The organism is Parasphingorhabdus flavimaris (assembly GCF_013371215.1).
Taxonomy (GTDB): domain Bacteria; phylum Pseudomonadota; class Alphaproteobacteria; order Sphingomonadales; family Sphingomonadaceae; genus Parasphingorhabdus; species Parasphingorhabdus flavimaris.
In genome coordinates this window covers 21,189-42,744 of record NZ_JABWMH010000003.1, presented here as the reverse complement: position 1 = coordinate 42,744, position 21,556 = coordinate 21,189, and the positions used below count along the sequence as shown (strand labels likewise).

20 protein-coding genes are annotated in these 21,556 nt (G+C 57.7%); 11 read left to right on the top strand and 9 right to left on the bottom strand.

Annotated features, from left to right (window positions below; translation table 11 throughout):
- Positions 1 to 96 precede the first annotated feature (96 nt).
- The 4 genes from HUO14_RS09095 to thiS form a co-directional block, all read right to left on the bottom strand.
- A complete protein-coding gene (locus HUO14_RS09095; RefSeq protein WP_176279599.1) occupies positions 97 to 1,248 on the bottom strand; it encodes an EAL domain-containing response regulator in 1,152 nt (383 codons plus the stop codon).
- 96 nt (positions 1,249 to 1,344) lie between these two features.
- Positions 1,345 to 1,629: a CtrA inhibitor SciP gene (gene sciP / locus HUO14_RS09090; RefSeq protein WP_176279598.1), complete on the bottom strand. Its 285-nt coding sequence runs from the start codon at positions 1,627 to 1,629 to the stop codon at positions 1,345 to 1,347.
- Positions 1,630 to 2,013: 384 nt separating this feature from the next.
- Positions 2,014 to 2,367, bottom strand: a complete 354-nt coding sequence (locus HUO14_RS09085; RefSeq protein WP_176279597.1) for a UrcA family protein — start codon at positions 2,365 to 2,367, stop codon at positions 2,014 to 2,016.
- Between the two features lie 322 nt (positions 2,368 to 2,689).
- Positions 2,690 to 3,685 (bottom strand): sulfur carrier protein ThiS, encoded by a 996-nt coding sequence (gene thiS / locus HUO14_RS09080; RefSeq protein WP_176279596.1) that lies wholly within the window; start codon positions 3,683 to 3,685, stop codon positions 2,690 to 2,692.
- A gap of 84 nt (positions 3,686 to 3,769) precedes the next feature.
- On the opposite strand from thiS, the gene aroQ reads away from it, so the two are divergent.
- The 4 genes from aroQ (at position 3,770) to HUO14_RS09060 (ending at position 7,334) form a co-directional block, all read left to right on the top strand.
- Positions 3,770 to 4,207: a type II 3-dehydroquinate dehydratase gene (gene aroQ / locus HUO14_RS09075; protein WP_176279595.1), complete on the top strand. Its 438-nt coding sequence runs from the start codon at positions 3,770 to 3,772 to the stop codon at positions 4,205 to 4,207.
- 20 nt (positions 4,208 to 4,227) lie between these two features.
- Positions 4,228 to 4,701: an acetyl-CoA carboxylase biotin carboxyl carrier protein gene (accB, locus tag HUO14_RS09070; RefSeq protein ID WP_246255464.1), complete on the top strand. Its 474-nt coding sequence runs from the start codon at positions 4,228 to 4,230 to the stop codon at positions 4,699 to 4,701.
- 10 nt (positions 4,702 to 4,711) lie between these two features.
- The gene (gene accC / locus HUO14_RS09065; protein WP_176279594.1) at positions 4,712 to 6,067 is read left to right on the top strand and encodes an acetyl-CoA carboxylase biotin carboxylase subunit; all 1,356 of its coding nucleotides are present in this window, start codon (positions 4,712 to 4,714) and stop codon (positions 6,065 to 6,067) included.
- A gap of 289 nt (positions 6,068 to 6,356) precedes the next feature.
- Positions 6,357 to 7,334: an RcnB family protein gene (locus HUO14_RS09060; protein WP_176279593.1), complete on the top strand. Its 978-nt coding sequence runs from the start codon at positions 6,357 to 6,359 to the stop codon at positions 7,332 to 7,334.
- Between the two features lie 97 nt (positions 7,335 to 7,431).
- Here the strand turns inward: HUO14_RS09060 and HUO14_RS09055 are convergent, their stop codons facing one another.
- A complete protein-coding gene (locus tag HUO14_RS09055; protein WP_176279592.1) occupies positions 7,432 to 8,832 on the bottom strand; it encodes a methyl-accepting chemotaxis protein in 1,401 nt (466 codons plus the stop codon).
- 368 nt (positions 8,833 to 9,200) lie between these two features.
- Between HUO14_RS09055 and HUO14_RS09050 the strand changes: the two genes are divergently transcribed.
- The 6 genes from HUO14_RS09050 (at position 9,201) to argE (ending at position 16,267) form a co-directional block, all read left to right on the top strand.
- A complete protein-coding gene (locus HUO14_RS09050; RefSeq protein ID WP_176279591.1) occupies positions 9,201 to 10,478 on the top strand; it encodes a metal-dependent hydrolase family protein in 1,278 nt (425 codons plus the stop codon).
- Positions 10,479 to 10,488: 10 nt separating this feature from the next.
- Positions 10,489 to 11,190, top strand: coding sequence for a prolyl hydroxylase family protein (locus HUO14_RS09045; RefSeq protein WP_176279590.1), 702 nt, complete (start codon positions 10,489 to 10,491; stop codon positions 11,188 to 11,190).
- 123 nt (positions 11,191 to 11,313) lie between these two features.
- Entirely contained in the window at positions 11,314 to 13,146 is a 1,833-nt protein-coding gene (locus tag HUO14_RS09040) for a DUF885 domain-containing protein (protein ID WP_176279589.1), read from the top strand.
- Between the two features lie 141 nt (positions 13,147 to 13,287).
- Positions 13,288 to 14,250 (top strand): hypothetical protein, encoded by a 963-nt coding sequence (locus HUO14_RS09035; RefSeq protein WP_176279588.1) that lies wholly within the window; start codon positions 13,288 to 13,290, stop codon positions 14,248 to 14,250.
- 79 nt (positions 14,251 to 14,329) lie between these two features.
- The gene (locus HUO14_RS09030) at positions 14,330 to 14,866 is read left to right on the top strand and encodes a rhodanese-like domain-containing protein (RefSeq protein WP_176279587.1); all 537 of its coding nucleotides are present in this window, start codon (positions 14,330 to 14,332) and stop codon (positions 14,864 to 14,866) included.
- A gap of 237 nt (positions 14,867 to 15,103) precedes the next feature.
- Positions 15,104 to 16,267, top strand: a complete 1,164-nt coding sequence (argE, locus tag HUO14_RS09025) for an acetylornithine deacetylase (RefSeq protein WP_176279586.1) — start codon at positions 15,104 to 15,106, stop codon at positions 16,265 to 16,267.
- 1 nt (position 16,268) lies between these two features.
- On the opposite strand, the gene HUO14_RS09020 is transcribed toward argE, so the two are convergent.
- Positions 16,269 to 17,690 carry a mechanosensitive ion channel family protein gene (locus HUO14_RS09020; RefSeq protein WP_176279585.1) on the bottom strand — a complete coding sequence of 474 codons (1,422 nt, stop codon included), beginning with the start codon at positions 17,688 to 17,690 and terminating at the stop codon, positions 16,269 to 16,271.
- Positions 17,691 to 17,843: 153 nt separating this feature from the next.
- Here HUO14_RS09020 and HUO14_RS09015 point away from each other — a divergent pair, with 153 nt between their 5' ends.
- Positions 17,844 to 18,905: a fatty acid desaturase family protein gene (locus HUO14_RS09015; protein WP_176279584.1), complete on the top strand. Its 1,062-nt coding sequence runs from the start codon at positions 17,844 to 17,846 to the stop codon at positions 18,903 to 18,905.
- A 39-nt stretch (positions 18,906 to 18,944) separates the two neighbouring features.
- On the opposite strand, the gene HUO14_RS09010 is transcribed toward HUO14_RS09015, so the two are convergent.
- From HUO14_RS09010 to HUO14_RS09000, 3 genes are read right to left on the bottom strand one after another with little or no spacing between them, the layout of a single operon-like run.
- On the bottom strand, positions 18,945 to 19,427 hold the full coding sequence (locus HUO14_RS09010) for an asparaginase domain-containing protein (protein ID WP_176279583.1): 483 nt from the start codon (positions 19,425 to 19,427) through the stop codon (positions 18,945 to 18,947).
- Complete coding sequence (locus HUO14_RS09005) at positions 19,427 to 19,915, bottom strand: DUF3291 domain-containing protein (RefSeq protein ID WP_176279582.1); 489 nt, start codon at positions 19,913 to 19,915, stop codon at positions 19,427 to 19,429. The genes HUO14_RS09010 and HUO14_RS09005 overlap by 1 nt, the downstream gene beginning before the upstream one ends.
- Positions 19,912 to 21,492, bottom strand: a complete 1,581-nt coding sequence (locus tag HUO14_RS09000; protein WP_425500484.1) for a lysine--tRNA ligase — start codon at positions 21,490 to 21,492, stop codon at positions 19,912 to 19,914. Before HUO14_RS09000 ends, HUO14_RS09005 begins: the two co-directional genes overlap by 4 nt.
- Positions 21,493 to 21,556: the final 64 nt, after the last annotated feature.

Sequence of the window (21,556 nt, the reverse complement as noted above, 5' to 3'; positions counted from 1 at the left end):
CTATTGACCGGGAGATTGCATGCTTTTCGCTGGCAACACCCCAAGTCGGTGCAGACGATCCTGATAAATAATATATATATATACCGGATTTCATGATTATGCGGCGTGCCAATCCTTGACCAGATATTGCGGTGGGACCGCATGTCCCCAGTAGAAGCCCTGCCCCTCGTCCGCGCCCAGCAGTCTTGCCTTGTCCAGATGAAACGCCGTTTCGATACCTTCGATTACCGACTTCGCTCCCCGCATATGACAAAAATCGACGATTGAACCAAGCATGGTAATCGGCACGCGCCCGTCGCAAAAGGCCCAGAAAATTTCCTTGTCGAGCTTCAACTCGGCGAAAGGGATGTCGGCTATCCGGTCGATATTGCTATGACCCGTGCCATAGTCATCAATCGAAACACTTAGTCCATATCGCGACAGCAGGTGACAGACCTCGGCCACGACCTTGATATTGGCGACCCGATTCTCCTCGGTAACCTCGATCAAGATCGATCCGCGCAAATTCCTGCGCCTGTACAGGCGCGAGCAAAGCGCATCGACAAAGTCACACCTGGTCAGGAGAATCGCACTGCAATTGAAAGAGACGGGGATGCTCTTCCCTCGCATGTACAGCGAGTCCGCCAGCTTCATGACCTGGTCGAAGACGTTCAGCGTCGCCTCGATTTCCAGTAATATATCGGTTGCGGCCGAGAAAATGGTGGCGGGGCTGATAGCCCGCCGGGTCTTCAGTCGCGACAGGGCTTCATAACCCGCAAGACTGCCGTCGGTCAGCGCATGCTTGGACTGGAATTCGACAACAAGATTATCGAGCAACCGGCCGCTGGCCACCAGTGCGGCGATATATTCCGAATCCAGAATCTCTTTTTCGCTGACCCGGGCATATTGTTCGATCAGTCCTGCCAGCACATTCGGCTCGAACGGTTTTGGTATCGTGGCGACGATCTGCGCGTCCGACGCCTGCACCGGGTCAGCCGATCCATGGATCAGCTTCGCATCCGTACCGGTCATCAGAACCAGCGGCAATTTGCGCTCGATCTTGTCGAACGCCTGCAGAAGGCAGCCGGCGCCCGCGTTGAGTATATTCTTGTCGGCGACCACCGCATCGGGGGCAAAGGCCATCGCGCTATTCTCGTCTCCGGGAGAATAGACGCAGGCTACGGATATCGCGCGCTGTTCAAGATCGTCCTGCAAAAGGCGCGTGAATGCACTCTCCTCATCGATGACGAGAACTCGTTTCTTGGGCATGATATAGGCTTTCAATCGGATCGGATGCGGATGAGCATCCTCAAGTGGGTACGACCCGCAACAACCGAGCAAATCGTGACCTGCTCGACTTTCTGTTCATGAGCTTGCTGTTCGATATTTGGAAAGATAGCTGATACGCAAACCGGGCAAGCCCGACTTGTCGATAGTATCTTGCCAGGAACAAAATTCTTCCAGCGACAAGTCATAGCGTGCACAGGCCTCTTCGAGACTGAGCAGGCCGCCATTGACGGCGGCAACCACTTCCGCTTTCCGGCGGATAACCCAGCGGGTCATATTATTCTTTGGCAGATCGGCGAGGCTCAATGCTTCACCGAAGGGGCCGATAACTTGTGTTGGCTTTGTGTGCCGACGAACTTCCATAAAACCTCCTATAATATTCGGTTTTGCGCTGTCTGGTCAGACACATGTATATGCACAGGTGCACCTGATAAGCGCTCCCCCGTTACAATTCGATACATATAACGAATCAGATATTAAGATTGGGTATCCATATCTGGTTAATAGGTCGGCAATGCTAGTATTGTTCGCACATTATAAGTCAGAAACTGATAGTTAGGTTTACGGCCTTTAATCATTAAAGTAATTATAAAGAATAGAATCTAGTTAATAGTTTTTAGTTGTTTTAACAAACATCAGCAAATTAAAAATAAATACCCCCGGTGCAAAGAACACCGGAGGCATTAAAATCTGAATTGGCCAATAATAGGCCGGCTTTTGGGGCCTCAGGATTTTTCGGATTCTGCTTTAGTTGCTGATTACCATCGCGGTTTCCACGGGCTTGCCCGATTTAACGGCGGCCATGAGCGTCACACTGGCGCGTTTGGCCGAAGCATTGGCCTGGTCCATGCAGACAGCGTGATCTTGCGCATCAATCAGGCTCTTTGAATCATAGCCTCCGCATATTTTACGGACGGCGCCTTTCAGCCGACCCTGCAGTGTGGCCTGTCCATCCTCGCTGTTCAGATCAAGATCGGCGTAGCTGACGACGGCGGTACGTTCGGCCCGGTTCTGGGCAATCGCGCTGGCGGAAAATCCGGTTGCGGTCACCGCGATAGCTGCAGCGGCACAAAGACTTCTGGTAAAAATTGAATTCGACATATTCTCACTCCTCAAAATTTTCGGGGCGGCGCCGGAAAAGGGGGAACCGGCACGGCCCGCTAGGGGCGAGGTAGGGAGCGAGATATCCATCTGGCCGGGAATGGCTTTCTGGAGAGACGTAGGGTCATGCTCCCGCCTCACCATCTTGGATAGGGGAGCGATCAAAACCGATCATCCCGACTTCGATAAACCACCATATTGATCGGCAAACGGCACAGGGCTTCGACCAACGGCAAACGCTGGTCGACCAATTTAACATTGTGTAACTTTTCTTACGATTCAGATAGTTACCGACAAGCGCGAATCATGCCGTATTAGGACACTAAATCAGTCCGGACAGGGGACTGGAGGGGTCGGCATACATGCGGCGGCCCATCCTTCCCGACAGATAAGCTTCACGACCGGCTTCGACCGCGAGCTTCATCGCCCGCGCCATCCGCACCGGTTCCTTCGCTTCGGCAATGGCGGTGTTCATCAATACGCCGTCGCAGCCGAGCTCCATCGCCACCGCCGCATCACTCGCGGTCCCGACACCGGCGTCCACCAGCACCGGCACATTCGCGCCTTCGACAATCAGGCGGACGGTCACACGGTTCTGGATACCGAGTCCGGAGCCGATCGGCGCGCCAAGCGGCATGATCGCAACCGCGCCCGCATCTTCCAGTTGCTTCGCTCCGATCGGATCATCGACGCAATAGACCATCGGCTTGAAGCCTTCCTTGGCCAGCACCTCGGTCGCCTCGAGCGTTTCGCGCATATTGGGATATAATGTCTTCGCCTCGCCGAGCACTTCCAGCTTGACCAGATCCCAGCCACCGGCTTCGCGCGCCAGCCGCAATGTGCGGATCGCGTCCTCGGCGTTGAAACAGCCTGCGGTGTTCGGAAGATAGGTGATCTTCTTCGGATCAATATAGTCCATCAGGACCGGCTGGTTGCGGTCGGTGACATTGACACGGCGGACCGCCACGGTGACGATCTCCGCGCCAGACGCTTCGACCGCAGCTGCATTTTCAGCGAAGTCCTTATATTTGCCGGTGCCGACGATCAGCCGCGACCGGAATGTCCGCCCGGCGACTGTCCAACTGTCGTCAACGGAGCCACCGCCGACAAAATGGACGATTTCCAGTTCGTCGCCCTGCTCTACCATGACATCTTCCAGCGTGGACCGCGTCACGATCAGGCGGTTGCGCTCGACAGCGACCTTGGCCGGGTCGAGATCGAGCGAACGCACCAGATCGGCGATCGAGCCGCCAGCCGCGATCTTGTGGTCATCGCCGTTCAACCTGATCTGAATTTCAGCCATTTCGGTAACTTTCATGTCTTTGATCTCGCTTTTCAAAAACGAGCCATATAAAGAGGTCGCTCCAGTCGCAACCAAAAGCCTTTGGGAAGGAGCAATATCTTGGCGGCCAAGACCATCTATGTATTGAACGGACCCAATCTCAACCTGCTTGGTATGCGTGAACCGGAAATCTACGGTTCGGAAACGCTCGACGAGATTGCCGGACAGATGGAAGACCATGCCCGGACGCTCGGTTTCGATGTCGACATCCGCCAGAGCAACCATGAAGGCCATCTGGTCGACTGGCTGCATGAAGCCTCCGCAGAAGGCGCGCATGCGGTAATCCTCAACGCCGGGGCATTGACCCACACATCGCTTGCCCTGTTCGATGCTATAAAATCCATCAGCACGCCGGTCATCGAAGTGCATATTTCCAATCCCGCAGCGCGCGAGGAATATCGCCACAAGAGTTTCATTGCACCGGTTGCAAAAGGAACCATTTGCGGCTTTGGTGCTTTCGGCTATCAGCTGGCGCTCGACGCTGCGACCAAATTTTAACGACTATATAAGGACACAATATGTCTGCAAAAAAAGAAACGGGTGAAGGCATGAACGTTGATATCAAGCTGGTCCGTGATCTGGCTGCCATTCTCGAAAAAGCGGGTCTGACCGAGATTGAAGTCGAAGACGGTGACCGCAAGATCAAGGTTGCGCGCGGCGGTGGAGCCTATGTTTCCGCGCCTGTTTCTGTCGCACCTGCCGCTGCCCCGGCGGCAGCCGCACCGCCAGCTGCGCCAGCCGCGCCGGTCGATGACCACGCCGGTGCCCAGAAATCACCGATGGTCGGCACTGCCTATCTGGCACCCGAACCCGGCTCCCCCAATTTCATCAGCGTTGGCGACAAGGTTGCCGTCGGTGATACGCTGCTGATCGTCGAAGCGATGAAAGTGATGAACCCGATCACCGCCGAAGCATCCGGCACGGTGAAGGCAATCCTGGTCGAAAACGGCCAGCCGATAGAATTTGACCAGCCTCTGGTCATGATCGCTTGAGGCAGACAGCGTGACCATTGAAAAAATCCTGATTGCCAACCGCGGAGAAATTGCTCTGCGGATTCTTCGCGCCGCCAAGGAACTCGGCATCGAAACCGTGGCCGTGCACAGCACCGCCGACGCCGACGCCATGCATGTGCGGCTTGCCGATCAGGCGGTCTGCATCGGTCCCCCAGCTGCCGCAGACAGCTATCTGTCGATCCCGGCGATTATTTCCGCAGCGGAAATCAGCGGCGCCGACGCGATCCACCCCGGCTATGGTTTCCTTTCGGAAAACGCGCATTTTGCCGAAGTGGTCGAAGCGCATGATATCAAGTGGATCGGCCCCAAGCCGGAACATATCAAAATCATGGGCGACAAGGTCGCGGCCAAGAAGACTGCTGGTGATCTGGGCATTCCACTGGTCCCCGGCAGCGACGGCGCGGTCAGCGAAATTGAAGAAGCCAAACAGGTCGCGAAAGACGTCGGCTATCCGGTGATCATCAAGGCGGCTTCCGGCGGCGGCGGTCGCGGTATGAAGGTGGTCAACAGCGAAGCCGAACTCGAAACCCAGATGAAACAGGCGGGAACCGAGGCCAAGGCGGCCTTTGGTGACGCCACCGTCTATATTGAAAAATATCTCGGCGATCCGCGCCATATCGAATTTCAGGTGTTCGGCGACGGCCGCGGCAATGCCATCCATCTCGGCGAGCGCGACTGTTCGCTGCAGCGCCGCCACCAGAAAGTCCTCGAAGAAGCGCCTTCGCCGGTGATCAGCGGGGAGCAGCGCGAGCGAATGGGCAAGGTCTGCGTCGACGCGATGAAGGGCATGCAATATCGCGGCGCCGGAACGATCGAATTTCTCTACGAGAATGAGGAATTTTACTTCATCGAGATGAACACCCGCCTGCAGGTCGAACATCCGGTCACCGAAATGATCACCGGTTTCGATCTGGTCCGCGAGCAGATCCGCATCGCCGACGGCCGCGATCTGTCGGTCAAACAGGAAGACCTGGTGTTCAGCGGCCATGCCATCGAATGCCGGATCAACGCCGAAAATCCGAAAACCTGGGCACCCTCGCCCGGCAAGGTCACCAGCTACCATGCGCCCGGCGGCATGCACGTCCGCGTCGATAGCGGTCTCTATGCCGGCTATTCTATCCCGCCTTATTACGACAGCATGATCGCCAAGCTGATCGTCTATGGCCGCACCCGCGACGGTTGCATGATGCGACTGGCACGGGCGCTGGACGAGATGGTCATCGAAGGCGTCCAGACCACGATCCCGCTTCATCAGAAGCTGGTGCATGACCAGGAATTCCAGTCCGGCGAATATACGATCAAATGGCTGGAAGAGTGGCTTGAGAAGGACAACCTGAAGGATTAGGCGTTAACGGCTCCTCGGCAAGGGCGGGGTTCCATTTCCGAGGCTCTGATCATTCACGATGATTGTGTGTAACGGCCTCGCTCGCCACAAATGGTCGAAATTGCTCCTGTTTTCACTTGTACGAGATGGATCCGCACCCGCACGGTGAATGGATTGAACAGCAGCCTCGTTCAGGTTAAAGCCACCTTTCCTGAACATTACAGGCCAGTTCAGGAGTCCGACAGGGTTAATAGCCTATCACCTGTTGCACAGATGCGGCAAATGGAGTCGCCAGCAACAGGAGTAAGCCATGCGTATATTTTTAGTCACCGGCCTGATGGCGGCCACAATGTTGACGCCCGCAGCCGCGTCTGCCGCCGACATTGGGCCCAAGCTTAATTTAGCCGCCAACGCGGTACCAGTGGATTTGACCGGCAACGCCGACTTGCAACGCGACGGTCGCAGCGAGCGACGCGCCAATCGCGGCAGCGGCCAGCGCCGGGCGCAACGATCCGAAAATCGCAACAATCGTGGACAGGCCCGCGTCACGACGCGCGCAGCCAGCACCGAAACCAGGCAAAGCCGCCGCGTTGATCGCAATGCAAACACCAGTCGCGCGGAACGACGCAGCGAAAGAACCAGCCAGCGCGGCATTCGGCAAGTCCAGAGCGCTGTACGCCAGAATCCGGATGTTCAGCGGGAGGTCCGGCAAAACCGGCGCGCCGCCGAACGAAATCGCAACGTCCGGCAGGAACGGCGGGTTGCCAATCAGGCCAGCCAGCGTCGGGATGCCCGGCGCGGCGACAGCAACCGTGATGGCCGGGTAGACCGGCGCTATGATCGCAACCGGGATGGCCGGATCGACCGGCGCTATGACCGCAACAACAATGGTCGCGTCGACCGCCGGGTCGACAGCAACCGCGACGGCAGAATAGACCGGCGCTATCGCGACAATCGCCGATCCGCGCGCAACAGCCGCAACTGGAACCGCAGCTGGCGTCAAAACCAGCGCTACAACTGGCAGCGCTATCGTCAGGCCAATCGCAACCACTATCGGCTGGGCCGCTATTATACGCCCTATCGCCATCACAGCTATCGGCGCTGGAATATAGGCGTATATCTGGGCTCGGCCTTTTACGGATCGCGCTACTGGATCAACGACCCCTGGCGCTATCGTCTGCCCGCCGCCTATAGCGGCACCCGCTGGATCCGCTATTATGACGACGTCCTGCTGGTCGACACCTACACTGGCGAAGTTATCGACGTAATCTACAACTTCTTCTGGTGAATCGACTGACCAGCGACCACATGACCCGCTGCCGGAAACGGCGGCGGGTTTTTCATGACGAACTGGTTTGCGACGGAACCGTCAGATTTCCGTACGATCAATTGCGATAGAGAATCTCGAAATTGCCCCAATATTCGCCATCGAAAAAGAGCGGCACGAAAACCTGCTTGCCCGCTGCGGACTGGCCGTCGGCGGTCTTCACGAACCGGTATACCGATACATTATAGGGCTGATCCTTCTCCGCGATCGCCTGTTTGGTCAGATCGTCGAGTAGCTTGCGGCGATTGCGGCAATATTTGTCATCATGCTCGGGATCGCCATTGGGCTCCAGTGACCGCTCGCTGACATGGGTTGGCAGATAGCCGTCGATATTGGATGTAACGCAGGCGATGACCGCATCCATATTCTTGTATTTGTCGAGTAGCGGCCGGATATGGGCATCGGCAAAAGCGTTGAACCGGTTATCATATCGAACCGGATCGGACCCGGAGATTTCGACATATTGCCGGTCAAAAAGCGCATCCCTCGCCAGCTCTCCACTGGCCAAGGCCTGTTCGACAATTTCAACCATTTCGTCTCTGCCGGTGATCGCCATGTCGACAAATTTCCGATCCTCTGATGCAAAACCGCTCCGGACCAGTTGAGAGAACATCGCCTTCGACGTCGTCTCGACATCACCCACCTTGTTCTTCGCCGCTTCCAGAGCGATCGTATTCCTGTCGGCGCTTTCCGAAAAATGGTCGAGGACTTCCTGCACCTGCTGGACCTTGTTGTGAATCAGGCCGGTGTTCTGGGCGATGTCGCTATTCTGATTGTCCACTTGCGAAACCAGGTCGGAAATCCGGTTGACCGTGTCATCGATTCTCTGGAAATTTTTCTGCGCATCATTGCCCTTGGCGACGCCTTTTTCGATTTTCGAAACCAGGCTTTCGGCTTCCACGCCCAGCGAGTTTACCGTGGCCGATATTTCGTCTGTGGCTTCGCGCGTGTTGAAAGCCAGCTGTTTGACTTCCGCTGCGACGACCGCAAAAGTGGCGCCGGCAGCACCCGCGCGATGTGCTTCGATCGCGGCATTGAGGGCAAGTATGCTGGTGGTGTTGGCAATATCATCGATATTCTGGGACACCCGTCGCACCTGATCCATCGCCCCTGCAAAGCCGGTGATATGCTGGGCCAGCGCGACAACCAGATCGGTCAAATCGACAAATTCCTGCATCGACATTCTGATCACATCGGTGCTGCTATGCAGGTCTTCCTTCGCCCGCTTCGACAACAGCCGCGCTTCGTCGGTCGAGTCCGTCACCCGCTTCTGGTCATCAGCCAGTTTTGCAATCACATCCTGCAAGGCTTCCCGGCGCTCTCGCATTTCTCCCGCATTCGTCATCACCTCCTCGACCAGAACACCGACATCGGCGCAGCCCACGGTGACATCTCCACAGGAACGAGCCACGGCATCAATCAATGTCGGATCGGTAATTTCAATCTTCTCATGCTTCATAATCGCGACATTTTCCTCTTGGCGTGCGGGGTTACGATTCACAGCCCTAACCCAATCAGGTTATCGACTTATTAACTGTGAAAAATGTGATCGGGAGCGCATCCGGGCTTCAGCTTTTTTCAATAAATATATCAAGGTCTTGGAGGATAGATTGCGGTTCAAAATAGTTATGCTTTGCGGCTTGGCCGGGGCAGCGGAAAATGAATGGATTTCAGCGTCCGATTTCCGGCTTGCGCAGCCGTCCGGGCCAGCCTCGATTCTGCAGCGATCAGATGAGCGAGGATAATCGGGGGCCGTCGGAGCCCTTTCTTGTTGCAACTTGCGTTGGCGCTCAGCAATAAGGCACGAAAATTCTGGAGAGAAATATCATGAAACGTGTGTTGGGTTTGGCGGTCGCCGCTTTTATATCGGTCGCGATTTCGGGCAGCGCATTTGCCCAGGACCAGATCATAAATGTCGGTAATCTGATCACCGACGCCGCGTCCGGCCCCAGCGGCCCTGCCACGATCATCGTCCGCGATGGCAAGATCGCCGAAATCAACCGCGGTGCAACGAGCGCCAGCGCCGATGCGCAAGTCATCGACCTCAGCTCCAAGACCGTCATGGCCGGCCTGATCGACCTGCACGTCCACCTGACCGGCGACCCCGGCGGTGATTTCTGGAGAGAAACCACCGAACCGGCGGAATGGGGCGTGGTTGTCGGGGCGAAAAACGCACTGGTCACAGCCAAAGCGGGTTTCACCACGGTGCGCGAAGCCGGATCCTCGCAATATAGCGCATTTTCGCTCCGCCGCGGCACCGCCGATGGCGTCATTCCCGGGCCGCGCATCATCGCCGCCGGTCCAGCTCTGGCCATCGTCGGCGGCCATGGCGATGTCTCGGGCTTCACCGAAGACGTCAATGATCTGCTGACCAGCGGCTATGCCTGCACCGGCGCCATCCAATGTGCGGAAAAAGTGCGCAAGGCCAGCCGGGCCGGTGCCGATATTATCAAGATCACCGCGACCGGCGGCGTGCTCTCCCAGCAGGGTCGCGGACTGGAAGCACAATTTACCAATGAAGAAATGCAGTCGATCGCCACCACCGCCCATTCGCTCGGCCTGAAAGTCATGGCCCATGCCCATGGTGCGCGCGGTATCGAGGCCGCCTCTCGCGCCGGCATCGATACGATCGAGCATGGCACGTTCGCGGACGAGGCTGCGTTGAAAGTGATGAAGGCCAATGGCACCGCGATGGTTCCGACATTGATGGCATTCAAGGGCGTCAGCGAAGGCCTTGGCAAAGGCATATACACGCCGGTGGTCGAAGAAAAAATCCGGATGACGCTCAATACTGTCGGCAAGGCGGTTGCGTCAGCCAAAAGGCTCGGCGTACCGATCGTGTTCGGCACCGATGCCGGGGTGTTTGAACATGGACGCAACGCCGAGGAATTGCAGCTGATGGTCGACGCCGGTCTGACCCCGCGCGAGGCTGTAGCCAGCGCGACGACCCTCGCGGCAAAGGCGCTCGATATGGAGAATGAAATCGGCCGCATCGCGGTCGGCTATTCCGCCGACCTGATCGCATTCGCCGGCAATCCGCTGGACGACGTCACGGTTCTGGAAAAGATCGACTGGGTGATGGTCCGCGGCCGTATCATCGACTAGGTTGACGCGCATGGCCCGGGTCTTTTCAAAAAAGCAGATCGAACGATATGCCAGCCCGCAGCGGATCGCCGCGCTCGGCCGTCAGGTTACCGAAACGCTCAACGCCCATCCCCGGGTCCAGTGGCTGGAAAGCCCATATGTCCAGCTGTTTGTCTGCCAGAATTTCATCAGCGACGAGGATTGCGATCTGCTGATCGACATGATCGACAGCGACAGCCAGCCCTCGACGCTTTACGAGGGAACGGAACGCGAGGGCTATCGCACCAGCTACAGCTGCAATGTCGATCCGAATGATCCGGACATCCGCCGGATTGACAAGACGATTTGCGACCTGATGGGGCTCCCGCAATCGCATAGCGAAGTCCTGCAGGGCCAGCGCTACCAGGTCGGACAACAGTTCAAGGACCATCACGACTATTTTCACGAGACCGAGAAATACTGGGAATATGAAGGACCCAATGGCGGCCAGCGCACCTGGACCGCAATGGCCTATCTCAACGAGCCCGAAAAGGGCGGCGCAACCGCGTTTCCGCAGCTGCAATATCAGGTCGAGCCGCGCCGTGGGATGTTGCTGATCTGGAACAATATGAGCCGCGACGGCAAGCCCAATATTGACACGCTGCACGCCGGGACGGCGGTCGAGCAGGGCGCCAAATATATCATCACCAAATGGTTCCGCCTCAACGAGTGGCAAAAGGCCTGGGTGCGCTAGAAACCCGGACTCCGATCAACGAACGACCAGCTTCGACAAACGACATGGTTTGATCGGTGAAATCGTTGCGGGTGAAACTTTACCGTGTTAGCTCGACACAACAGTTTTGGATAGGAACCTAATATGATCAAGACACCTCTCGCCCTTCTCGTCGGCACCAGCCTGCTGGCCCTTGGCAGCGTTGCGAACGCCCAGCCGCTTGCCGCCGCCAGCGCCCTGGCGATGGAGCATCACGCAGAAGCTGAGATGACCGAAGGCGAAAAGTTGAAGGCACTGTTCGCCGCGAGCGACGAAGACGAACTCAAGCGCAATCCGATCGGCGCGTTGTTCCGCGGCGACGAACGCTATGCCGACCAGCTCGGTGACTATATTTCGGACGAATATTTCGCCGGCGAAAAAGCAGCCGAGCAAGCGCAACTTGCCGCGCTGCTGAAACTGGACCGCAGCAAATTGAACGCGACCGACAAGATTGCCTATGACGTCTTCAAGCGCAACAAGGAGCAGGCGCTCAAAGGCTATTCCGACGAGATCATGGCATTGACGGTGGTTCGCCCGGTCAATCATTTCAGCGGCTTTCACACATTCTATCCCAATTTTGCATCGGGCAAAGGCGGCGCGCCGTTCAAGACGGTGAAACATTACGAGGACAATCTCAAACGTCACAAAGAATATATTGTCATCGGCGACCGTTCGATCGAACGTTTTCGCGAAGGCATGGAAAGCGGCGTGCTCGAAACCAAATTGACGATCACCAACGTGATCGAACAGCTCGCCACGCAAAATGCCCTGGGTCTCGAAGACAGCCCGTTCATGGCGCCGACTAGGAATTTTCCCGACGATTTCAGCGATGACGACAAGGCGCGACTGACCAAGGAATATGCAGCGGCGACCGAAGAGATTTTCGCCGGTAACCAGCGGATGCATGATTTCCTCAAAAACGAATATCTGCCAGTCGCCCGCACCGAAGTCGGCCTGTCCCAGATGAAGGGCGGGGCGATTCTCTATGAGAATATGATCGAGAACACGACCACCCTGCCGCTCAAGGCCGACTATGTTCACAATCTGGGTCTCAGCGAAGTGACGCGGATCAAGACCGAGATGGAAGCAATCAAGGCCGAGGTCGGTTTCGACGGCACATTGTCGGAATTTTTCGAATTCCTGCGGACCGATGAACAGTTCCACCCCGAATCCCGCGAGGCGCTGACCCAGGCTTATTATGACATGGGCAAGATGGTCGATGCCAGGATTGGCGAGCAATTCAAGGTCTTGCCAAAATCGCCGCTGGAAATTCGCCCCTATGACGAATCGATCGAGAAATTCCAGGCCGGCGGTTCCTATCAGAGCGGCACGCCCGACGGCTCGCGTCCCGGCGTATTCTATTTCAATGCCTATGACCTGCCTTCGCGCAGCACCTCGGGCATCACCACCCTTTATCTGCACGAAGGCGCACCGGGTCACCATTTCCAGATTTCACTGGCCCAGGAAAATGCCGACCTGCCCAATTTCATGCGCTTTGGCGGCAACACCGCCTTTGTCGAAGGCTGGGCGCTTTACGCAGAGAAGCTCGGCTTCCCGATGGAACTTTATGACGACCCTTACCAGCGTTTCGGCCATCTCGACGACGAGATGCTCCGCGCCATGCGGCTGGTCGTCGACACCGGCCTGCACAGCAAGGGCTGGAGCCGTGAACAGGCGATCCAGTATATGCTCGACAACAGCAGCATGGGCGAAACCGATGCCACCGCCGAAGTCGAACGCTATATCGCGATCCCGACCCAGGCCCTTGCATACAAGATCGGCGCGCTGACTATCCAGCGGCTGAAGAAAGAAGCCGAGGACGCCCTCGGCGACAAGTTCGACCCGCGCGAATTTCACGATCAGGTGCTCAACACCGGCGCATTGCCGATGACGGTGCTGGAATCGAAAATCCGCGACTGGGTTGCTTCACAAGGCTGATCGGCGCGTTAAAAAATAAAGCCGGTATGGAGGATAGATTCCCCCATACCGGCACCCCTTTCGAACCCTGGCGCAAATCGCACTAACCGCATTTTAAGCATTTCTGGCTAGTCGCAATCCCGAAACAGCGGGATGAATGTGATGAAAATGGACGTATCGGGACTGATCGGGGAAATCAAAGCCAAGCAGGCGATCAGCGCCGCAGATGTCATGACGCTGCGCAAGGAAATCTGGCCGGACGGCAATATCAGCTCCGATGAAGCCGATCTCCTGTTCCAGATCAACGATCTCGGCAGCGATCCGAGCGAGGAATGGCTGGAGTTTTTCGTCGCTGCAATCACCGAATATGTGGTGAACCAGGCCGCCCCCAAAGGCTATGTCAGCGATGATAATGCCCGGTGGCTGATGGAAAAAGTCGACCATGACGGCACGATTGAGTCCGCGGCAGAGCTGGAACTGCTCGTCCGCACAATGGAAAAAGCCACTGGCACGCCGGAGGTTCTGCAGGACTACGTGCTCAAGCAGATTGAAGACGCCGTTCTGACCGGCAAGGGTCCGACCCGCGATGGCGGATCCCTGCAACCCGGTTCCATCAGCGACAGCGAAGTCGGGATACTGCGCCGCATCTGCTACGCGCCGGGTTCAGACGGCCCCGGCCGGATCAGCCGCAGCGAAGCCGATATGCTGTTCCGGATCAAGGACGCGACGCTGAGCAGCGAGAACGGCAAGAACTGGCAGACACTATTCGTGCAGCTGGTTGGCAATTATCTGATGGCCTATGGTGAATATGACATGCTGTGCCGCGCAGAAGCGACGCGGCTGGAAAATTTCATGGACGACACCAAGCCCAGCGTTCGCCGCTTCTTTGGCCGGATGAAAGATTCCGACGTCGGCGGCACATTCAAAAATGTGTTCAGCAGCGATATTTTCGGCAAGAAAAATGCCGAATGTGGCCACATCAACGCAGTCGAGCAAGCGCGCAAGCTGACCATCGTCGAGAATAGCTGGCTGCACGGAAAGATTCAGGCCGACCAGAATCTCGATCCGCTGGAAAGCGCACTGCTTGATTTCATCGCCGACGGACTGGCGGAAACGGGTCACTAGATCGCGAGATTGCTGGCGGGTTCAGCGCCGGTTCAAAATATTTGCCGGATATCTCCCTTCTTTGTGAGGAGATTCCGACATGCGATACGCCGGATTGGTGCTGACTATGGGTGCAGCAATCGCCCTGTCGGCTTCGCCGCTGCAAGCTGCCCCCGACAGCGAGCCGCAGATCGACTATCCCGGATTTCTGAACCTGAGCCACGAGGTCGCCGCAGTTCGCGCCGGGCGGCTGATTGATCTGGCGGAATTCCATCGACGGTCGGCAAGACCCGAAACGCTCATTCTCGACACCCGCTCAGCCGCTGCTTTTGCCGAAGGTCATATGGCGGGCGCGATCAACCTTCCCTTTTCCGACTTTACCGACAGCAAGCTACGTGCCGTGATCGGCAGCAATCCCGACCGGGAAATACTGATCTACTGCAACAATAATTTCAGCAACAATATCCGCCCGATAATGACCAAACGCGCGCCGCTGGCGCTCAACATTCCGACCTTCATCAACCTCTATGGCTATGGCTACCGCAATATCTACGAGCTCGGCGCGATCGTCGATCTCTATGATCCGCTGGTGCAGTGGGTGGGTGATGATCGGCTGCGCGCCTCCCTTCTCCCGTGAGGCAGAAGGTGCCTAGCGTAACAACTTCTGCCTGTTGTCATTGCGAGCGAGATTCAAGCTCCTCCTCTTCAAAGGAGGGGCTAAACAAAATTCCCTGTTCTACATCGCGCTGTTTATGATAGTCGGCCGCTATGATCCGATTCAAACAACCCCGCAAAACCCTCCAATTTTCGCCGTTTTTGGGACCGGTCTCTTTTTTTCTTTTAGCACTGTAAACTTTGTAAAGTTCTTCGCCCCATGACCAACGCTCTCATCACTCCCGCCCGCGATATTCTTGCCAGGCTGATTGCCTTCGACACGACGTCGCGGAACAGCAATCTCGAGCTGATCGCCTGGGTCGAGGACTATCTTGGTCAGCATGGCGTTGCATCGACGCGGGTCGTCAATGCGGATGCCAGCAAGGCCAATCTCTATGCCAGCGTCGGTCCGGACGTGGAGGGCGGAGTCATTCTATCCGGCCATAGCGATGTCGTACCCATCGACGGACAGGATTGGGACAGCGATCCGTGGACCGTGACCGAGCGCAATGGACTCCTCCACGGGCGCGGGACTTGCGATATGAAAGGGTTTGTCGCTCTGGCGCTGGCCGCAGTATCCTTGTTCAAGACCGGCAAACGCCCCGTGCATCTGGCCTTCAGCTATGACGAGGAAGTCGGCTGTCTCGGCGCGCCGGCGATGATCGAGGAAATGGCCGCCAGGCTGCCGAAACCGGCGCTGGCGATCATCGGCGAACCGACGATGATGAAGGTGATCAACGGGCACAAGGGCATCACCGTCCACGAGGTCGAGGTTCTCGGCCATGAAGCCCATAGCAGTCTTCCCCATATCGGACTGTCCGCCAACATGGTTGCTATCGAGCTGATGCATGAACTGGCCGGACTGGCCCGGACGCTCTGGGAGCAGGGCAAGCCGGACTCGCCATTCATCCCGCCCCATGCGACGCTGACCATCGGCAGGATGGAAGGCGGAACCGCTCCCAATATTCTGGCCCGTCGGGCGCATTTCGTTTTTGATCTGCGCTGCCCGCCGGATGTCGATCCCGAGGCGGTGCTGGCTCCGTTCAAGGCCAAGATCGCGGCCCTGGATGGCGAAATGAAACAGGCCTTTCCCGACGCGGGAGTGACGATCATCCGTCGGTCGAACGCCCCGCCAATGGCGCCGACCGGTTCACGCGACGCGGAAGATTTTGTCCGCCGCCTGACCGGCGACAACGGTCCGGCAGGGGTTGTCTCTTACGCCGCCGAAGCCGGACAATTTCAGCAGGCCGGTTTTGCCACCGTGATCTGCGGCCCCGGGTCCATCGAACAGGCGCATCAGCCGAACGAATATCTCGCGGTGGACCAGTTCGCGCGCGGCGCGGACTTCATGATACGCCTGGCTGAGGAACTGTCCCGCCCCTAGCTCACTCGATCGGCCGGCTTTCGTCCAATATGTCCTGTTCACGGGCTGCGGCGCGTTCTTCCGCAACCTTTTTGCCGATATCATTTTCAAGGCTGACATCCCCCAACGCCAGATCCGCTTGCGGCGGCTTGCGGGCCGGTTTGCTCGCCGCGCTTTTGTCGCTGGCTTCATCTTTGGCAGAACGCGCGATTTCGAGCGGTGCTCCGCTGTCGAACCGCAGCCGGTATATCGGTTCCGGCAGGCCAAAGCCTTCGGTATCCAATACGGTCATCACCGCCCGAATGGCGATGCTGCGGGCCTTGTAGAAATCGCTATGGGTCTGATCGATCCAGCCAAGAAAGCGGATGACGATGTTGGAATCCCCAACCTCTGCGAGATGGGCGCTGGCATCGGGATCGTCGAGCACGAAGGCCAGTCCGCGCAGCGCCTCCAGACCGATGGCGATAGCGGCGAGCGGGTCGTCATCGGCATCGACACCCAGTTCGAAATCGAAACGGCGTTCTGGATTGGTGGAATAGTTGAGTATTTCGGCCTTGAACACGGTGCTGTTGGGAATGCGCAGATGATTGCCCTCAAGCGTCATCAATATCGTAGCCCGCGAGGTCAGACGGATGACATGGCCCTCGCGGTCGCCGATCACGACATGGTCATTGGCGCGAAACGGCTGGCGGATCGAAAGCATGATGCTCGAGATATAATTGTCGACCGTGTCGCGGATCGCGAAACCGATCGCCAGACCAAGCACGCCGGCACCGCCGAGTATCGCGCCCATCAGCGCGGTCGCCTGCAGCACACCAAGCGCGATGATCAGGCCGACAATGACGAAGATGACCCTGATGCTCGTCGCCATCAGTTCCGCCATGAACATGTTTGGTGCAATCCGGCGCCACAGGCCGGTCATTCCCGATATCACCCTGCCCAGTACCCAGAACAGGATGAAGATTGCCAGCGCAATGCCGATCAGCGGCAGGCTGTTGAGAAATTTCTCGAAATTGGTCTTCAACTTGTCGGTGACCGGCTGCAGATTATCCGCAACATCGAGATTCCGCTCCAGACTGTTTTCGACCGTGACCACGCCGGCTACCCGGGCCGCGATACTCTCCGCCCGATCCGCATCGACCAGAGCCGGCACATCGCCGGTCAACGCCACCACGCCGGCGTCAACCTTGACCAGAACGCCTTTCAAGGCATCAATTTCAGCAAAAATACCTTCGATCCGCTCTTTTATCTCGGCATCGGTGGGCGAAATGGTCTGGGCTTCGATGATCGGCTGCGGGTCGACCGGCTCGGCGGGGGTTTCTATGCTCGGCAATTCGATCTGGGCCTGGACCGGATGCGCTATCAGCGCCGAGAGCATGAAAAAAGAACCGGCCAATATGGCAAGTGCCGAATGGAACCTTGGTCCAGATTGCCAGAATTGCATCGCGAGCCCCTATATTTCATCCCGATCCTGGGATGATTAAAGCATCAACCACCGAGACCGCAAAACGTTGCCACAAGCATGTCGTAGCGTCAGGCGGCAAATTTGTAAAATCTTCAGAAAACCGGTATATCGGGTGACCAGGAGAGAACCGCCATGCCCGCAGTAAAGGCCGCAAAACCGAACGAGATTTTCGCCCGCGAGGAGTGGACGGCGATGACCCGCGTGTCGCGCTGGCGCGGCCTGTGGCTGGCGCTGCACGCGTGGCTGATGGTGGCTTTGGTCATTGGCGGCACAGCGCTGCTATGGCAGTGGCACTGGCTCGCCGGGCTGTTGGCGACACCGCTGGCGCTGGTGCTGGTCGGCGGGCGGCAGCTCGGCCTGTCGATCCTGATGCACGAAGGTGCCCACGGCCTGCTTCACCCCAAGCGCAAGATCAACAATTTCGTCGGCCAGTGGATCACCGGCTCGGCGACCGGCAGCGATCTGCACAGCTATCGCGCCTATCATCTGACCCATCACCGCTTCACCCAGCAAGCCGAAGACCCCGACCTCGGCCTGTCGGCGGCTTTCCCGACGACGCCGGCGAGCATGAAACGCAAGGTCATCCGCGACCTGACCGGACAGACATTCCTGAAACAGCGCGGCAACCAGTTTGCAGTGGCGTGGATCGGACTAAAGGCCATGCTATCGGGCGCAAGTGACACAAGCCCGTCGGCCAAGCGCGACACATCGGCGGGAACCCCGATGAACCGCAACGGCGCTGCTGGCGTGGCGGCTCCCGTGGTCGATCTGGATGGCGCCAAGCGGACCACCAGAACGGTCGGTCGCTTCCTGCTGATCCAGCTGACGGTGCTGCTGGTCAGCCTGGCGACGCTCGGCATCATCCCGTTCCTGATCTGGCTGGCCGCGCTGGCGACCACATTCCAGCTGATCCTGCGCATCCGCAATATCGCCGAACATGCCTGCACCACCACCGGCGGCGATGACCCGTTCAGCCACGCCCGCACGACCAAGGCCAATATGCTGATGCGGATGACGCTGGCGCCCTATTGGGTCAATTATCACAGCGAGCATCATCTGTTCATGGGCGTGCCCTGCTACAATCTGCCCGAGGCGCATACGGCGCTGATCGCCAAGGGCTATGGCCCGCGGATGACGATCGCCAACAGCTATGGCGAGGTCTTGCGGACGGTGACAAGGCCGGTTGCAGCCTAGACCGACTGGACCCCCGCCCTGATTGCGACCAGAGCGGCGCTACTGGTCGCGGATGAACCGGTGCGCCGACCTGTCCTTGTGGACCTTCGCCGGATCGAATATCTCGCCGTTCATCGCGATATAGACGCCCGGTGCCAAAGTCTGCGTGGCGGCCAGCGCAAAGCCGACATTGAATTCGGCATCGCTGATCCGCAAGGTCGCGGGTTGCATCGCTCCTGTGATCACGATGGTCTTGCCCGGAATATCCGCCAGAACACGTCCGGTCTGGACCATTGTATCGGTACCATGGGTCACAAGAATCTTGTCGGCATCGCTGGCAATGATCGCCGCACGAATTTCAAGGCGATCGTCATCGGTCAGTTCGAGACTGTCCTTGCGCATCAACTGGGTCACCCGATGCTGCACATAGACATTATTCTCGGCCAATATGTCGGGCAGTGGTGTCGGACCGATATGATATTCGGACAAGGCATCGAAATAGATCTTGTCGATCGTTCCGCCGGTGGTAAAAATGTCGATCATCAGGCGCATTCGTCCAGCACGGGAACAGCGGGCGTGCCATCCGGTGCCGGGTAGGTGTGACGAAAGGTAAAGGCCTTGTCCGTCGGTCCGTGGAGGGCAAGATAATCAACCGCTGCCAGCCCTTCCGCTACGCTCGGCACGTGCCCGACGGGCACCCACCAGAGCGCCTGATAGACATCGATATGCTCCATCCACTCCTTGCGGCGGCGCATGATCACCAGATGCTGGTCATTGCGATAGACATAGGCGCCGAGCGAATCGACATCGGTCCAGACCGACATGTTGACAACCAGATTGGGGTCGCCGGGAACCGCGTCAATATCGACCGCATCATTGCCTTCGCCGGTCAGCCGCCAGAGAAAACCCGGGGCCGCTTCCGCCGCTGCATTGACAGGATCCAGCGCGTCCATGAAATCGGCATTGGCCGGATCATCCTTGGGCCGTTTGAACCGGGCAATATTGATCTGTGCAAGATGATATCCACTCATGAAAAAGCCTCCGCAATCAGTTTCCGGGTGTTTGATATGCCATAAAGCGCGATGAAGCTACCCATGCGCGGTCCCTGCGAAGAGCCAAGCAGAGTCTCGTAAAGCGCCTTGAACCAGTCGCGCAGGTTGTCGAAGCCGCCTTCCTTGCCGATCGTATAGACAATCGTCTGGACATCCTCGGCCGCCGCATGTTCGGGCAGCGCGGCAAGTTCGCGATCCAGCCGTTCAAGCGCCGCCACTTCGACGCCTTCCGGTTTGCGCCGCTGCAAGGTCGGGGCGATGAAATCCTTGTGATAGGCCATGGCATTGCCGATCAGCTCGTCGAGATCGGGATAGCGTTCCGGCGTTGCGTCCGGCGCATATTGGCGCAAATAGCCCCAGATCTGTTCGCGATCCGCGTCGCCCATCACACCGACCAGATTGAGCAGCAAGCCAAAGGTGACCGGGATCGTGTCCGTCGGCACATCGCCATTGTGGACATGATGGACGGCGTTGCCGAGCCGCTTTTCCGGTGTCTGCTCATGCCACAGCGCGCGCGACTGGAAATATTCGTCGACCGCCTTGGGAATGACGCCCAGATGCAGTTGCTTGGCCGATTTGGGCTCGCGGAAGATATAGAAAGCGAGGCTGTTCTCCGAGCCATAGCGCAGCCATTCGTCGAGGCTGAGGCCATTGCCCTTGGACTTGGAAATCTTCTCGCCCTTCTCGTCGAGGAACATCTCGTAGATCAGGCCTTCCGGCTTGCGCGCGCCCAGCACCTTGGCAATCTTGCCCGACTGCACACCGCTGTCGGTCAGGTCCTTGCCATACATTTCATAATCGACGCCAAGCGCGGTCCAGCGCATCGCCCAGTCGACCTTCCACTGCAGCTTGGCGCCGCCGGAGAGGATATTATGCTCGATCATCTCGCCATCGTCTTCAAAGCGGACAGTCCCCGCTTCGGCATCAACGATCTCGACAGGCACCTGCAACACGTGGCCGGTTTTCGGACTGATCGGCAATATCGGCGAGTAAGTCGCCTGCCGCTCCTTGCCGAGAGTCGGCAGCATGATGTCCAGTATCTGCTGGTTGCGGGCGAGGACCAGCTTCAGCGTCTCGTCAAAGGCGCCGCTGCGATATTGCTCGGTCGAGGACATGAATTCATAGTCGAAACCGAACTGGTCGAGAAAATCGCGCAGCATCGCATTGTTGTGCGCGGCAAAGCTCTCGAACTTTTCGAACGGGTCCGGCACCTGCGTGAGCGGCTTGTGGAGATGTTCGGCGAGCATATCCTGATTGGGAACATTGGTCGGCACCTTGCGAAAGCCGTCCATGTCATCGCTGAACGCGATCAGCCTTGTCGGATTGCCGGTCAGCGTTTCATAGGCGTGCCGCACCATCGTCGTGCGCAGGACCTCGTTGAACGTGCCGATATGCGGCAGGCCCGAGGGACCATAGCCGGTCTCGAACAGCATTGGTTCACCACCCGGTTTCGGTGCCGGTGCGCCGCGCTCGCCGCGATAGCGTTTGAGCAGCTTGCGGGCTTCCTCGAACGGCCACGCTTTGGAATTCTCTGCTGCTTCACGATAATCGGTCACAATTTGTCCTTCTCAGTCAATGCTGCGCAAATAGTAGCCTTAGCCTATATGGCAAGGTAGAACG